The 12,998-nt window shown below is 63.6% G+C and carries 11 protein-coding genes and 1 pseudogene; 6 read left to right on the forward strand and 6 right to left on the reverse strand.

Annotated elements, in window-relative coordinates; genetic code table 11:
• Positions 1-12 precede the first annotated feature (12 nt).
• The 3 genes from M3I56_RS26755 (at position 13) to M3I56_RS26765 (ending at position 2,354) form a co-directional block, all read left to right on the forward strand.
• Positions 13-1,749 (forward strand): ShlB/FhaC/HecB family hemolysin secretion/activation protein, encoded by a 1,737-nt coding sequence (locus M3I56_RS26755; protein ID WP_254356502.1) that lies wholly within the window; start codon positions 13-15, stop codon positions 1,747-1,749.
• 139 nt (positions 1,750-1,888) lie between these two features.
• Positions 1,889-2,191 (forward strand): hypothetical protein, encoded by a 303-nt coding sequence (locus M3I56_RS26760; RefSeq protein ID WP_254356503.1) that lies wholly within the window; start codon positions 1,889-1,891, stop codon positions 2,189-2,191.
• Between the two features lie 7 nt (positions 2,192-2,198).
• Positions 2,199-2,354, forward strand: a complete 156-nt coding sequence (locus M3I56_RS26765; RefSeq protein WP_254356505.1) for a hypothetical protein — start codon at positions 2,199-2,201, stop codon at positions 2,352-2,354.
• Positions 2,355-2,468: 114 nt separating this feature from the next.
• Here the strand turns inward: M3I56_RS26765 and M3I56_RS26770 are convergent, their stop codons facing one another.
• The 4 genes from M3I56_RS26770 to M3I56_RS26785 all read right to left on the reverse strand — a co-directional run bounded on the left by M3I56_RS26770 (position 2,469) and on the right by M3I56_RS26785 (position 8,150).
• Positions 2,469-3,818 (reverse strand): aromatic acid/H+ symport family MFS transporter, encoded by a 1,350-nt coding sequence (locus M3I56_RS26770; RefSeq protein WP_254356506.1) that lies wholly within the window; start codon positions 3,816-3,818, stop codon positions 2,469-2,471.
• Positions 3,819-4,340: 522 nt separating this feature from the next.
• Entirely contained in the window at positions 4,341-6,116 is a 1,776-nt protein-coding gene (locus M3I56_RS26775; protein WP_254356507.1) for a tannase/feruloyl esterase family alpha/beta hydrolase, read from the reverse strand.
• Between the two features lie 191 nt (positions 6,117-6,307).
• A complete protein-coding gene (locus M3I56_RS26780; protein ID WP_254356508.1) occupies positions 6,308-6,985 on the reverse strand; it encodes a substrate-binding domain-containing protein in 678 nt (225 codons plus the stop codon).
• A 139-nt stretch (positions 6,986-7,124) separates the two neighbouring features.
• Positions 7,125-8,150, reverse strand: coding sequence for an amidohydrolase family protein (locus M3I56_RS26785; protein WP_254356509.1), 1,026 nt, complete (start codon positions 8,148-8,150; stop codon positions 7,125-7,127).
• Positions 8,151-8,521: 371 nt separating this feature from the next.
• Between M3I56_RS26785 and M3I56_RS26790 the strand changes: the two genes are divergently transcribed.
• A complete protein-coding gene (locus M3I56_RS26790) occupies positions 8,522-9,694 on the forward strand; it encodes an epoxide hydrolase family protein (protein ID WP_254356510.1) in 1,173 nt (390 codons plus the stop codon).
• A 3-nt stretch (positions 9,695-9,697) separates the two neighbouring features.
• Here the strand turns inward: M3I56_RS26790 and M3I56_RS26795 are convergent, their stop codons facing one another.
• Positions 9,698-10,699 (reverse strand): fatty acid desaturase, encoded by a 1,002-nt coding sequence (locus M3I56_RS26795; protein ID WP_375541795.1) that lies wholly within the window; start codon positions 10,697-10,699, stop codon positions 9,698-9,700.
• A 128-nt stretch (positions 10,700-10,827) separates the two neighbouring features.
• On the opposite strand from M3I56_RS26795, the gene M3I56_RS26800 reads away from it, so the two are divergent.
• Complete coding sequence (locus M3I56_RS26800) at positions 10,828-11,652, forward strand: phosphate/phosphite/phosphonate ABC transporter substrate-binding protein (RefSeq protein ID WP_254356511.1); 825 nt, start codon at positions 10,828-10,830, stop codon at positions 11,650-11,652.
• A gap of 208 nt (positions 11,653-11,860) precedes the next feature.
• Entirely contained in the window at positions 11,861-12,661 is an 801-nt protein-coding gene (locus M3I56_RS26805; protein ID WP_254356517.1) for a MetQ/NlpA family lipoprotein, read from the forward strand.
• A gap of 157 nt (positions 12,662-12,818) precedes the next feature.
• On the opposite strand, the pseudogene M3I56_RS26810 reads toward M3I56_RS26805, so the two are convergent.
• Positions 12,819-12,998, reverse strand: a pseudogene (locus M3I56_RS26810) (IS256 family transposase); the annotation flags it as partial.

A 12,998-nucleotide genomic window follows, 5' to 3' on the forward strand; every position in this document is an offset into this window, starting at 1 on the left:
TTTCCACGAAAAATGACTCGCACCAAGCGGCTGTCAGCGGGAACACTGACGGCCTTGATTCCGCTCGCTGTCCACGCGCAGACCCCGCCCGATGTGGCGGCCCGTACCAACGCCGAACAGCAACAGCAGGTCGAGCAGCGGCGCGACGCGCAGCAGCGCGCCGCGACCGTCGCCGCGCCCGTTGTACGCTCGACTGCCCCTGTCGTCGGGGAGTACCCCGTGCTGCCCGTTGAGACACCGTGCTTTCGCATCGACACGTTCACGGTCGAGGTGCCCGATACGCTCCCTGAAGTGGTTCGTGTAAAGGGTGCATCGGCGTTGCCGCTCGATCCGTTCGCATTCCTGCATGACTGGCTGCGCCACTATGAGGGGCAATGCGTTGGCAAGCAGGGCGTTGACATGCTGGCGAAGGGCCTGCAAGGCGTTATCCTGAGCCACGGCTACATCACGACGCGTGTACTGATGCCGACCCAGGACCTCTCGAAAGGGGCGATGAAATTCACGCTCATACCGGGCGTGATCCGCAACCTGAAGCTTGCCGACGCCAGTACACGGGGCACGCTGAAAACCGCCTTTCCGGCTCGCGACGGCGACATCCTCCAGTTGCGCGACCTTGAGCAGGGGCTGGAGCAGATGAAGCGCGTCCCGAACCAGGACGCCTCCATGGAGATTGTGCCCGGTACCGAGCCCGGCCAGAGTGATGTCGTGGTTACGGTCAAGCGCACGAAGCCATGGTCGCTCGTCGTCTCGGCGGATAACTCGGGCACCGACGCGACGGGCCGTTACATCGGCAACGTGTCGCTCGCGCTCTATAACCTCCTGGGCATCAACGACGTGCTTTCAGGCGGCTACAACCAGGATTTGCAGTTCGGCAACCATGACCTCGGTACACACGGCTGGAATGCCTCGTATGCGGTGCCGTGGGGCTACTGGACAGGCACGCTGTTCGGCTACACAAACACGTATTACCAGCAGATTGCCGGGGTCAACCAGACGTTCGTTTCGAGCGGAAACGCGCAGACAGCCGGTCTGAAGCTGGAGCGCGTCATTCGTCGTAGCCAGAACGATGTTTCGGGCGTCGAGTTTCAGCTAATCAAGCGCTTTGGCGCGAGCTTCATCGATGACGTCGAAATCCCACAGCAGAAGCGCGACAACACGTTCATCGAGGCGGGGCTGACCAATCGCCATTACTTCGGCGCGGCGCAGTTCGACGGCACGCTCGCCTATCGCCAGGGTATCGGCTGGCTCGGGGCGATGCCGAATACAGCGAGTGGGCCTACGTACTATTTCCACATGGCGACGCTCGACGCCAATCTCTCGGTTCCGTTCGCTGTGGCCGGCAAGACGCTGCGCTATGTGGGTACGCTGCACGGGCAGTTCACCAACGACGAACTGAACTATATCGATGACCTGACCATCGGCAGCCGCTACACGGTTCGCGGCTTCAGCGGTGAAACGATGCTGGCCGCGGAGAAGGGCTTCTACTGGCGCAACGAACTCCAGTATCCGATTGGCCAGACGGGCCAGCTGCTTTATGCGGGCCTCGACTACGGCCACCTTTGGGGACCATCTACGGCGTTTCTTGCCGGGACGCAGCTCGCGGGCGCGGTCCTCGGCTTCAAGGGTTCCGTACCCTCGCGCCTGGGCGCGTTCAGCTATGACGTGTTCGCCGGCACGCCGGTCTACGCGCCGCGCGGCTTCCCTGCGCCGAGCGTGACGCTGGGCTTTCAGGTGACGGGGCAATTCTGATTGCGATTCACTGACCATAAGGAGCTAACAATGCGCCGAAAATTTTTGATGGGTCTGATTGGTGCCACCGTGCGATGGTGTCCAATGACAATATCGCAACCTTGAAATTCAAGGCTCCACGGGTGGCGTCACGCGCGCCTTGACGCTCTGCCTGGGGAAACCTGACCCGGTGCCCGCTGGCGTCACGACGCCCTTCGCCTACGAAATCACGGAAGGCGGCGCTGGCGATATCACGCAGATGGACAGCCGGATGCTGACGTTCAATATCTCGACAACGCAGACTGTGACGGGCACTCCTGCACTCGAACTGGCGACCGTTACGGCTGCGGGCGTGACCTATTCTCCGACGGTTCCGGGACCGCTGATGGCCGTCAGCCCGAACTACAGCGTCGCCGGCTCTCCGAGCCAGGCGGCGCTGTACGTTGTGCGCCTGACGAAGTAACGGATGAGTGGGCGACACAGGCGATGACCAGCAGGCTCTCGATCCTATCGAAGCGCTCACGCAGCAGGACAGCGCACTCGTGAATCACTTTTCGATTTCGGCCAGTACGCTTGGCAGGAATGCGCAGACCGTGATCGAAACGGTGAGCGCGTTCAGGATTTGACGCTGCAATCAAGCGGAGGCTGTGTCTCCGCTCTCACGCCAGACAAAAAAAACGGCGCGGCAGTGCAACCCGCACCGCCGCGCCGATCAGTCCAGCGCTGTTGCTATATCAAACTCAGTGTGCCGCCCTCACCTGCGTAGCCGGTTCCGACTGACGCGCACGCTGCGACACCAGGATCGCAATCGCCGCGAGCACCGCCGGTACGGCGAGCATCGCGAGAATCGCGGCAAATTCCCAGCCGAGTCCCAGCAGGGCACCGCCGATGGCCGAACCGAAGATGCTGCCGAAGCGGCCCATGCCCAGCATCCAGCTCACACCCGTTGCACGCGCAACCGTCGGATAGCGGCCCGGTGCGTAGGCGTTCAGGCCCGTTTGCGCACCGCTCATGCAGAAGCCCGCAGCGAACACCAGCAGCGCGAGCGACGAGGAAAGCGCGCCCACGCCGGCCAGCGCCAGCACGCAAATGCCGCCGCCGACGTACGCCGCGCTGATCACGCGCGCCGGACGCACCTTGTCCATGATCCAGCCCACCAGCACCGCACCGATCGTGCCGCCAATCTGGAACATGGCCGTGACGTTCGCCGCCACGGTAATGGAGAGGCCCGCGTCCTTGATCAGCGTGGGCAGCCAGCCGGTCAGCAGATAGATCACGAGCAGGCCCATGAAATACGTGACCCACAGCGCGAGGGTCATCACGCCATAGCCTTCCGAGAACAGCACGCCGATCGGTTTGCGCGTGGGCAGCGGCGGCTCCGTCGAGACGAAACTCTCGTCGCCCGCGAAGTTCGCGCCGGTCACGCGGTTCAGCGTCGCGGCAATGCGCTTGCTCGTCGCGCCCCGCACGGCGAGCAGACGCGCCGATTCCGGCAGCAGCCAGGCTTGCAGCGGCACGAGTGCGAGCGGAATGGCGCCGCCGAAAATCAGCACCGCGCGCCAGCCGTGGTTCGGCACGAGCCAGCCGGCCGCGAAGCCGATCAGTGCGGAGCCGAGGTTGAAGCCCGTGAACATGATCGTGATGAGCAGCGCGCGGCGGCGTTGCGGCGAGTACTCCGAGAGCAGCGTCGTGGAGTTCGGCATGGCCGCGCCAAGACCGACACCGGTCAGCACGCGCAGCACCGCCATTGACACCGGCGACTGCGTGAATGCCGTGAGAATCGTGAACACGCCGAAGAGGAACACGGAGGTGATGAGCACCCACTTGCGGCCAACGCGGTCCGAGGCCGGACCCGCGGCGAGCGCGCCGATCACGAGACCGATGGGCGCGGCGCTCATGACAAGCCCGAACTCGGGGCGCGAAATGCCCCACTCGTGAATGATGGAGGGCGCGACGAAGCCCATGATGGCCACGTCCATGCCGTCGGCGGTCACCGCGAGGAAGCACAGCGCCACCAGTAGCCACTGATAGGCCGAAATGTGGCGTTCGTCGATGAACGCCTTGACATCGATTGTTTTGCTGCCAGACATCTGTAGTCTCCTGTCCGTTCTGTGGTCTGCCGCTCGCTCGTGCCCGAGTCGAATTTCAACGAACTGCTATCCGTCGGGGGCACGATAGGTGGCCAACCCCTCGCCCGAAAGTGCGGGTTAACCACATATGGATATGTCCGTACCCGTCCGCATGGGCGAGTTCGGCACGCCCGCAGCCGCGAAGCCGCCCCGGAAGCCGCGCCGCGTAAAGGCCGGGCGCAATCAGCCCGCGCTTTGCCTGTCGCGGTCTGGGGCCGGAATCGAATCCAGCGTGATAAACAAAATCGATACTCTCCGAAAGGATTCGCAAACGAGCTGGACGATCATGCGGAATTCAGTTGCCGCTACCTCGCTGGGCGGCGCTCTCATTCGCGCCGCTTTTCGAGGCGGCGGCGCAGTTCGAACCGCTATCAGCGCCGCGCATTCGCCATGCGATTCAGTTATCGCAATACAAACGAAGCCAGCCCCGAAGGGCTGGCCGGTTCAACGGTGAATCACGCGAGGTTGCCCGAAGTCAGCCCGTTAAGGCGCGGCAACGCCTTGCGTAGTCGGCGTGTACGTCGCATAGAAGCTCGAGCCTGCCCAGGCATGCGTGGGCTGGTTGTACAACGGTGCGCCCTGCGTCCAGTTCGCGCCGAGGTGCCAGTCGCCAGTGCCCGTGAACTGCGCGACTGCCGGGTACGGATAGACCGGCCGGCTGGCCGTCACGTTGTTCGACGAATCGGTCTGATACGTCATGACCGCGTTCGGCGCCGTGCCCTGCTCGGCCCAAGCCGTGATCTGCGAGACGAGGTCGATGTTCGGGAAGCCTTCGCCGCCGCCACAGTGAGCCACGCCGGGCACGAGGTACAGGCGCGCGAAATCGCTCACGTTCGAAGCGCCCATCGTGTTCTGCATCGCTTCGTAGTACTGGGTCGTGAAGAGCGGCGAAATGTGTTGATCAGCCCAGCCGTGCCACAAGATCAGCTTGCCGCCCGCCTTCTTGAACGCCGAGAGGTCGGGGCTCGTCGCGTCCATCAGCGGATGATTGGCCTGCAGGTAGGTCGGGTAGAAGCTCGCATCCGTGTAGCCGAAGGTGTCGATGGTCGGCATGGCGGGCGAGCCCGTGAAGATCAGGTTGTAGGCACCCGTCACGATCATGTAGCTGAAGAGGCTCTTCACCGAAACCGGCGCGGCAGTCGAATTCGTCGTCGGCACTTCCACACCGACCCAGTTCTCTTCCGAACCCATCTGCGGGGAACCCGCCAGCATACGCTCGCCCGTTGTCGCGTCCACCGGTCCGCCATAGATCTTGCTCGCGGTGGCGACTTCGGCTGCGCTCAGGCAGTTGCTCGTGTTCGTCGCGCCTTGAGCACACTGGATCGATGCGGGATCGAAATTGCAGGTGCGCGGATCGGCGATCAGACCATCGGGCACACCCGCCTGGCCGCCGCATGCCGCGACGACTGCCTTGTGCAGCACGAGCGCCTTGTCGGCGTACAGGGTCGCGTTGCCGGTGCTGCCGCCGGTCGTGCTTTGCGACTCCACGCTCCAGCCGTGATACAGCGAGTTCTGGATCTGGAAGTGTGCAGCCGGCGCGCCCGCGACGATGCCGTTATAGTCGTTCGGGTAGCGTTGCGCGGCCATCAGCGCTTCGCGGCCGCCGTCCGAGCAGCCGATGAAGTACGCGTACTTCTGCGTTTGCCCGTAATAGGCCTTGATGAGTTTTTCCGCCGTGAGCGTCGTGATGTGCTGCCCGCGATAGGCGAAATCGGCCTGTTTTTGCGGGTCCGCGGTCCACGTCGTGTCGTTGCCCGAGTGGCCCATATCGGTCGCCGCCGTCACGAAGCCGCCTTCCTGCACGAGCGGACACGTGTAGCTGAAGCTGAACGACGACTGCTCGGTCGGGTCGCTCACGTTGCCGCACAGGCCCCCGCAGCCCAGCGCCGCAAAGCGCTGCGTCCACGTGCTCACCGGCAGCGCCACTTCGAACGTATTCGAAGGTGCGAGCGTGCCCTTCACGGTACAGAAGTTGACCGAAGCACCGTTGATGGTCGCCGTGGTCACGGTAGCCGAAGTAATCGTGCTTCCCGAACCGCCAATATCGGTGATGTCCACCGATGCCAGCTTCGAGCAATCCACCACGGGCGCCACGACGGCTAGCGGCGCTTTCGACGCATCACCGCTGCTGTTGCTGCCGCCGCCGCTGCCGCACGCGGCCACGAGGGTGGCCGCCGCGAAGAGGGAGAACAGCGAGAGCAGCGAGGCTGCACGAGCGCGCACGCTCGTAAAAATCCGCCGGGTATGCAGGTTTCTCATGCTTGCCTCCTGGCGTTGTCCGTATTGGTGTTGTTCTGATTCATTTTTCACGCCTCCGATGCTGTTTTTTCTCATTAGGATATCTAATTAATGTAGATGCGTAGACCGTGCGACATGAGATGTCCAATCTAATCGTCTTATTGTTCCTTCTAATTCTCTTATTGCCGCCTTGCTCGTGCTCTGCTGCTCTGCTACAGCCCGTAGTCCGCGTCGCCTGCCGGCTCCATGCCAAACGCCCGCTTGGTCGCCTCGGCGCGTTCCGAACAGAGGAATGTCAGGAAGTCCGCCGCCGCCTGCCGCTGCTGCGACACGGCGCAGATCGCCGCGGAAAAGACCGTGACGAGTTGCGCGCCTGCGGGCAGCGGCCCGATCACGTCGACGCCCGGCACGTCCTTTAGCTCGCTCAATTGCTGAAACCCGATCTCGACCTCGCCTTCCACGATCAGGCTGGCCACCGGCACGCCCGGCTGCGCCATCACGAGGCGCGGCCCGAGTGTTTCGGCCACGCCCCAGCGTTCGAGCAGCCTCAGCAGATGGTCGCCGCTAGGCCCCGTCGAATAGCCAATGCGCGCCGCGCGCAGAACCGTCTCGCGCAGTGCGTCTTCAGTGCCGATATCCGGGTGCGCCGCACCGGCGGCGACGGCCGCCGCCATGCCGGAGCGCACGACGTCCGTGCGCTCGCCGATGAGATGCCCGCCCGCCGCCAGGCGCTCGATAGCAGCCGAGGCCAGCACGGCGAAATCGAACGCCGCGCCCGCCTGCACGCGCCGCGCGGCTTCCATGCCGCCTATCGCGGCAACGGTCAGCCGCTGCCCCGTTTCGCGCTCGTATTGCTCGGCGAGCCCCGCAAGCAGGAGGCGCGTCGCCATCGACCCGACTCCCGCCAGCGCGGCGTTGCTTTTCCCATCGTCCTTTGTCATTGACTTCCGTTTCAGTCGAGAGTGAGCGAGGCCGCCTTATAGGGCGCTTCGCCGGTATTGCACAGATTGCGAGCCGCTGCGTGTGCGCTCACAATCCCTTTGCCTTAAGCCGCGCATCGAGGCGCGGATACACGCGGCGCGCGTTGCCTTGGTAGATCTTGTAGCGATCGGCGGCGTCGACATGTGCGGCTTCGATATAACGCTTCGTGTCGTCGTAGTTGTGGCCCGTTTCGGGGTCAATGCCGCGCACCGCGCCGATCATCTCGCTCGCGAACAGAATGTTGTCCACGGGAATCACGCGCGTGAGCAGATCGATGCCGGGCTGGTGATACACGCAGGTGTCGAAGAACACGTTATTCAGCAAATGCTCGCTGAGCGGCGGCTTCTTCAGTTCCTGCGCGAGGCCCCGAAAGCGCCCCCAGTGGTAAGGCACCGCGCCGCCGCCGTGCGGAATCACAAAGCGCAGCGTGGGGAAATCGCGGAACAGGTCAGACGTCAGGCACTGCATGAATGCGGTCGTATCCGCGTTCAGGTAGTGCGCGCCTGTGGTGTGGAAGCACGCGTTGCAGCTCGTGCTCACGTGGATCATCGCGGGAATGTCGTATTCGACGAGCTTTTCGTAGATCGGATACCAGTGACGGTCGGAGAGCGGCGGGCTCGCCCAGTGGCCGCCCGAAGGATCGGGATTCAGGTTGACCGCTACATTGCCGTACTGCTCGACGCATTTGACGAGTTCCGCAACGCACGTGGCGGGATCGACGCCCGGGCTTTGCGGCAGCATCGCGGCCGGCACGAAATGCTCGGGGAAGAGCTCGCTCACGCGGTGGCACAGCTCATTGCAGATCGCGGCCCAGGTGCTCGACACCTGGAAGTCGCCGATGTGATGGGCCATAAAACTCGCGCGCGGGCTGAAAATCGTGAGATCAAGACCGCGCTCGCGCATCAGCTTGAGCTGATTGAGTTCGATCGATTCGCGCAATTCATCATCGCCGATCTTCAGTTCCGACGCCTTCGGCATATCGGATGGATGGGCGATGCCCGCTATCTGGCGTTTGCGCCACGCCTCCAGCGCTTTCGGCGCCGTGGTGTAGTGGCCATGAATGTCGATGATCATTGGGACCCCTGCTGCTGATTCGAATCGTTGCGCTACGGTACGAATTAGCCCCACCGCGCTAGTAGCCAGGGCTATTACCTAGATTGCGCAAAAAATGCCGCTCATGCCAATAAGCGGGTGCGGCAGCCGGCGGCTGAAAATACTGGAAACCACGGACGCCGTGGGGTTTGCGCCGCGCCGCGTTGCCCGACTGAGGCGTCGCGCCGCCCCGCCGCCGCTTGCCAAACGCCGATAAATTAAATCGATGCCTCGATAAACATCTGGTAAGCGATGGATGGAATTCGAAGGGTCGTTGGGGGCGGCCGATGCGCGGCGGCGAATTCGCTCATAATGGACAGTTCCTCGGCCTGCCAGCGTGCGGATGAACCACCATGCATATCGACCGGTTTGAAATTCGCGTTCCCGAAGAGGCACTCGACGACCTGCGCCGGCGTTTGCGCGCCACGCGCTGGGCCAACGCTACGCCCTCGCCGGCGTGGCAACAAGGGGCCGATAGTGCATGGCTGCGCGAGCTCGTCGCATATTGGGCAGACGAATACGACTGGCGCGCCGCCGAACGCGCGCTGAACCAGTTGCCGCAGTTCATGGCCGAAGTGAGTGGTGCGGGTGGTGCGGGCGGCCAGCGTGTGCACTTCGTGCATCGGCGCGGCGCGGGCCCGAAGCCGTACCCGCTCGTCATCACGCACGGCTGGCCGGGCTCGTTCATCGAATTCCACGCGCTGCTCGACCGGCTCTGCGATCCCGCGACATACGGCGCGGACCCAGCCGATGCGTTCGATGTCGTCGTCCCGTCGCTGCCGGGCTTTGCCTTTTCGCCCGCGCCGGCAGCGCCCGGCACCTCCGCGTTCCAGATCGCAGACCTGTGGGCCGCGCTCATGCGCAGTCTCGGCTACGAGCGCTTCGGCGCGCAGGGCGGCGACCTCGGCGCGGGTGTGTCCATCGCGTTAGCCGCGCGGCACAGCCAGGCCGTGGAGGGCATCCACCTGAATTTCCTGCCCAGCTCGTATGAACCCGCAATCGACGCTGCGCAAGCCCCGCTCACCCCGGTGGAACAGGACTATCTGCGCGAAAAGGCCGACTGGGCAGCACTGGAGGGCGGATACGCGCATATGCACAGCACCAGGCCGCAAACCGCGGCGGCGGCGCTCAACGACTCGCCCGCTGGACTGGCCGCATGGATCGGCGAGAAGTTTCGCGCGTGGAGCGACTGCGACGGTGACATCGAGCGGCGGTTCTCGAAGGACACGTTGCTTACGGACCTTTCACTGTACTGGTTCACGGGCAGCATCGGCACATCCATGCAGATGTACTGGGAGAACCGTCTCCAGCCGTTTCGCTTCGCGGCCGGGCAACGCGTGGCGCTGCCCGTCGCCTTCGCGCACTTTCCCAAGGAGATCAATCACCCGCCGCGGTCGTGGCTCGAGCGCGTGTTCGATGTCGCGCAATGGACCGACATGCCGCGTGGCGGCCATTTCGCCGCCATGGAAGAGCCCGATCTGCTCGCTGCCGACATTCGGCGCTTCTTTAAACGGTTCCGGCAGTGAGCGTCACTGCGCTGTGCTATCGCCGAACGGATGCGCGGGAGCATCCGTCGCGCGCCACGCGTAACGCCTGAGGAGCGCGGCATAGCCTTCGATCACGAAACCACTGCATTTGTGCCGATAGTCGTCGCGCCGCATGCGGTAGGCGCGCGCCAGCTGAAACCACGGCAAGCGCGGCAGATCGTGGTGCACGAGATGGTAGTTGTTGTTCAGATACAGAAAGCGCATGACGAGCCCGGCCTCGTTGATGGCGATACGCGCCTTGGGATGCGACGCCGCGCGATGCTCGTACAGCGAGCGGACCATCGCGAGCCCGAGCGCGGGCCAGGTGACGGCGGCGAGATACCACCACCACGGCACGCCCGCGTAACGCTGCACCCACGCGAGCAGCAGCACAACGGCCGCGAAGTGCGCGAGCCACATCGGCACGTCACGCCAGTCGCCGCTTCGCAGCGCTTTCACCGCGCCGGCGAGCATGGCGGCCACGCTCATGGGCGGCCCGATCACCACACGGCCCACGAAGCTCTTGCGTGCGTGCCATAGCACGCGATGCCAGCGCGGCAGGCGAGCCCATCGCTCGTGCCGCACGTAGTTCGTTTCGGGGTCGATGCCAGGCACAGTCAACGCTTCGTCGCGATGATGCGCCATATGGCTCTCGCGGTACACCGCATAGGGAAACCAGACGGCAAGCGGCGGCCAGCCCAGCGCCATGTTCAGCCATGCGAAACGGGTGGGATGACCGTGCAGCAATTCGTGCTGGAGCGACATATGCCATGCGCACAACACGATGAGGCATGGCGTGGCGGACACGAGCGTGACCAGACCTGAGCGCACGAACGCCAGCACCGCAAACCAGCCACCGTAGATCACGGCGATCAGCAGCCACGTGGGCCATTCCGTGCGTGCGGTGAACCCTGTGGCGAGCGCGGCGATTTCCCGCGCGTGATCTGCGTCGAAGTATTCGGCCATGTTCGCCAGCTCCCGCGATGAAGGATGGTGCCACTCCATACGGAGAGCAAAGCAACGCAGGTCCTCACCATACCGAACGCGCGGCGCTTCACCAACCAACGAATTGCCATTTGCTTATTTCACCGCGCCGCGCGACGCGCCACGAGCGTGCGGCGTAGAATGCGCCGATGACCCGCTGGATCGCCTCCCTGCCGATGTACAACGTGACGCCGCAACATGCGGCATCGTGGCGCTCGCTGTTGAGCGACTGTCTGGCCATCGTTGCACGCTCGTTCGAGTTGGGCGACATCGCGATCGAGAACGCGCCGGAGGGCGAACTCATGCCCCACTGGCGGCGCGAGGATTTGCTGCTCTCGCAGACCTGCGGGTATCCGTACCGGATGCTCGGCCTCGCCAAAGATGTCCATCTGATTGCGACCCCGATATTCGACGCGCCCGGTTGCGAAGGTCCGCGCTATCGCAGCGTGCTCGTCGTTTCGGCGCAGGCGTGGGAGCGCGGCGCGAAAACGCTGGCAGCGTGCCGCGGCTTGCGCGCCGCATGCAACGGCGCGGATTCGCATAGCGGCATGAACGCGTTTCGCCACGCGGTCGCGCCGCTCGCACGCGACGGCCGCTTCTTCGCCTCGGTGCGCTGGACAGGCTCGCACGCGGCCACCTTACGCGCGCTGGCGAACGGCACGGCCGACGTGGGCGCCATCGACTGCGTCACGTTCGCGCTGCTTCACGATTCGCAGCCCGAACGGTTCGACGGCGTGCAAACCATCGGCATGACAGCCTCCGCCCCCGGCCTCCCGCTGATCGCCTCACGCGCGCTCGGCAAGAATCAAGCCGATGGATTGCGCGATGCGCTGGACGCCGCGCTCGCAGCCGATCCTGAGCGTGCACACAAGCTGCGCCTGCGCGGGTTCGCCAGGCTCACTGGCGAGGCGTACGCCGAGATCGAGGCGTTCGCCAGCACTGCGGCTCGACAGGGCTATGCCGAGCTGCGTTGAAGCGCGGCGTCAGGCTCATCCGCGTAGTCTTCGCTATCGATCTCGTAGCCCGAGGGCTGGCCACGCCGTTGCGCGCCGCAAAACGACGAATATAGATAAGCAATCCTCCCAAAATTGGTTGTCCGCTTGCGACGCGCTCTCTAGCATCGCTTTATCCACAACTCTTCGAATAACGGATCCTATGAAAAAAAGAACCTTGCTGGGCACGATGCTGGCTTCGCTCGCGATGGCCGTGAGTTTCGGGGGCGTGACGCTCGCGCACGCGGCGGACCAGACGTTGCGCGTGGGCATCATGTCGGGTGAAGACGAGGACGTATGGCGCGTGGTCGCCGCCAACGCCGCGAAGCGCGGCCTCACGATCAAGGTGACCACGTTCTCCGAATACACGCAGCCCAACGAAGCGCTTTCCAGCCACGACCTCGACGCCAATTCGTTCCAGCACAAGCCGTATCTCGACGCACAGATCAAGGCGCGCGGCTACAAGATCGTGCCGGTGGGCTTTACCTACGTGCAGCCTATCGGGCTGTATTCACGCAAGGTGAAGTCGGTAACGGACCTGCCGCAGGGCGCGACCATTGGCGTGCCGAACGATCCGAGCAACGAAGGCCGCTCGCTGCTGCTGCTCCAGGCACAGGGGCTCATTACGTTGCGCGACGACGTCGGCCTGCTGCCGACCGCACGCGACATCGCGAAGAATCCGAAGAATATCCGTATCAAGGAACTCGATTCGGGTATTGTCGGGCGTGCGATTGGCGATCTGGATGCGGCCGTTGTCAATACGGACTGGGCCGTGAAGTCGGGGATCAAGATTCCGCAGGAGCGGATTGCTCAGGAGAAGGTGACTGGCAATCCTTATCGCAACTTCATTGCCGTGAATGAGAAGGATGCCAATGCGGGTTGGGTGCGTGCGCTTGTGGAGAGTTATCAGCAGGCTAATGTCGCTTCTGAGATTATTGCCGTGTATCACGGGGCGACGCTGCCTGCCTGGCAGGGTGCTCCGCAGCAGTAAGCGGGTATGCGGTGGGGCGCTGTGATGCTTTTTGTTCGCGGCTAGTCGGCGCTTTTGCGCTTTCCTTTTGGCTTTCCTTGTGTTCGCGTGGAAGTGTCTGAATTTTTGTGTGCAAGGCAGATAAAAACCTGCCGTCTGGCAGGTCATCAATTGCATTCTACAAATGATTCCTGGTGAAGCGATCCTCGTAGAGGATCGCGAACTGGTTCATCGCGGCTTTCCAGTCATGTGCGGCACGGCTCCAGTCAGCCGTGATATTGCGCAAGGCCAGCCACAGCAGTTTGGTCGCGGCCTCGTCCGTGGGGAAGTGCCCACGCGTCTTGACGATCTTGCGTAG

Origin of the sequence: Paraburkholderia sp. CNPSo 3281, assembly GCF_024206515.1 — a bacterium.
GTDB classification, from domain to species: Bacteria; Pseudomonadota; Gammaproteobacteria; order Burkholderiales; family Burkholderiaceae; genus Paraburkholderia; species Paraburkholderia nodosa.

What these genes read in the sequence shown, in the direction of transcription:
- M3I56_RS26755 (WP_254356502.1), top strand. Translation starts at nt 13, where the DNA reads ATGACTCGCACCAAGCGGCTGTCAGCGGGAACACTGACGGCCTTGATT.
- M3I56_RS26770 (WP_254356506.1), bottom strand. Translation starts at nt 3,818, where the DNA reads ATGTCTGGCAGCAAAACAATCGATGTCAAGGCGTTCATCGACGAACGC.
- M3I56_RS26775 (WP_254356507.1), bottom strand. Translation starts at nt 6,116, where the DNA reads ATGAGAAACCTGCATACCCGGCGGATTTTTACGAGCGTGCGCGCTCGT.
- M3I56_RS26780 (WP_254356508.1), bottom strand. Translation starts at nt 6,985, where the DNA reads ATGGCGACGCGCCTCCTGCTTGCGGGGCTCGCCGAGCAATACGAGCGC.
- M3I56_RS26785 (WP_254356509.1), bottom strand. Translation starts at nt 8,150, where the DNA reads ATGATCATCGACATTCATGGCCACTACACCACGGCGCCGAAAGCGCTG.
- M3I56_RS26790 (WP_254356510.1), top strand. Translation starts at nt 8,522, where the DNA reads ATGCATATCGACCGGTTTGAAATTCGCGTTCCCGAAGAGGCACTCGAC.
- M3I56_RS26795 (WP_375541795.1), bottom strand. Translation starts at nt 10,699, where the DNA reads ATGGAGTGGCACCATCCTTCATCGCGGGAGCTGGCGAACATGGCCGAA.
- M3I56_RS26800 (WP_254356511.1), top strand. Translation starts at nt 10,828, where the DNA reads ATGACCCGCTGGATCGCCTCCCTGCCGATGTACAACGTGACGCCGCAA.
- M3I56_RS26805 (WP_254356517.1), top strand. Translation starts at nt 11,861, where the DNA reads ATGCTGGCTTCGCTCGCGATGGCCGTGAGTTTCGGGGGCGTGACGCTC.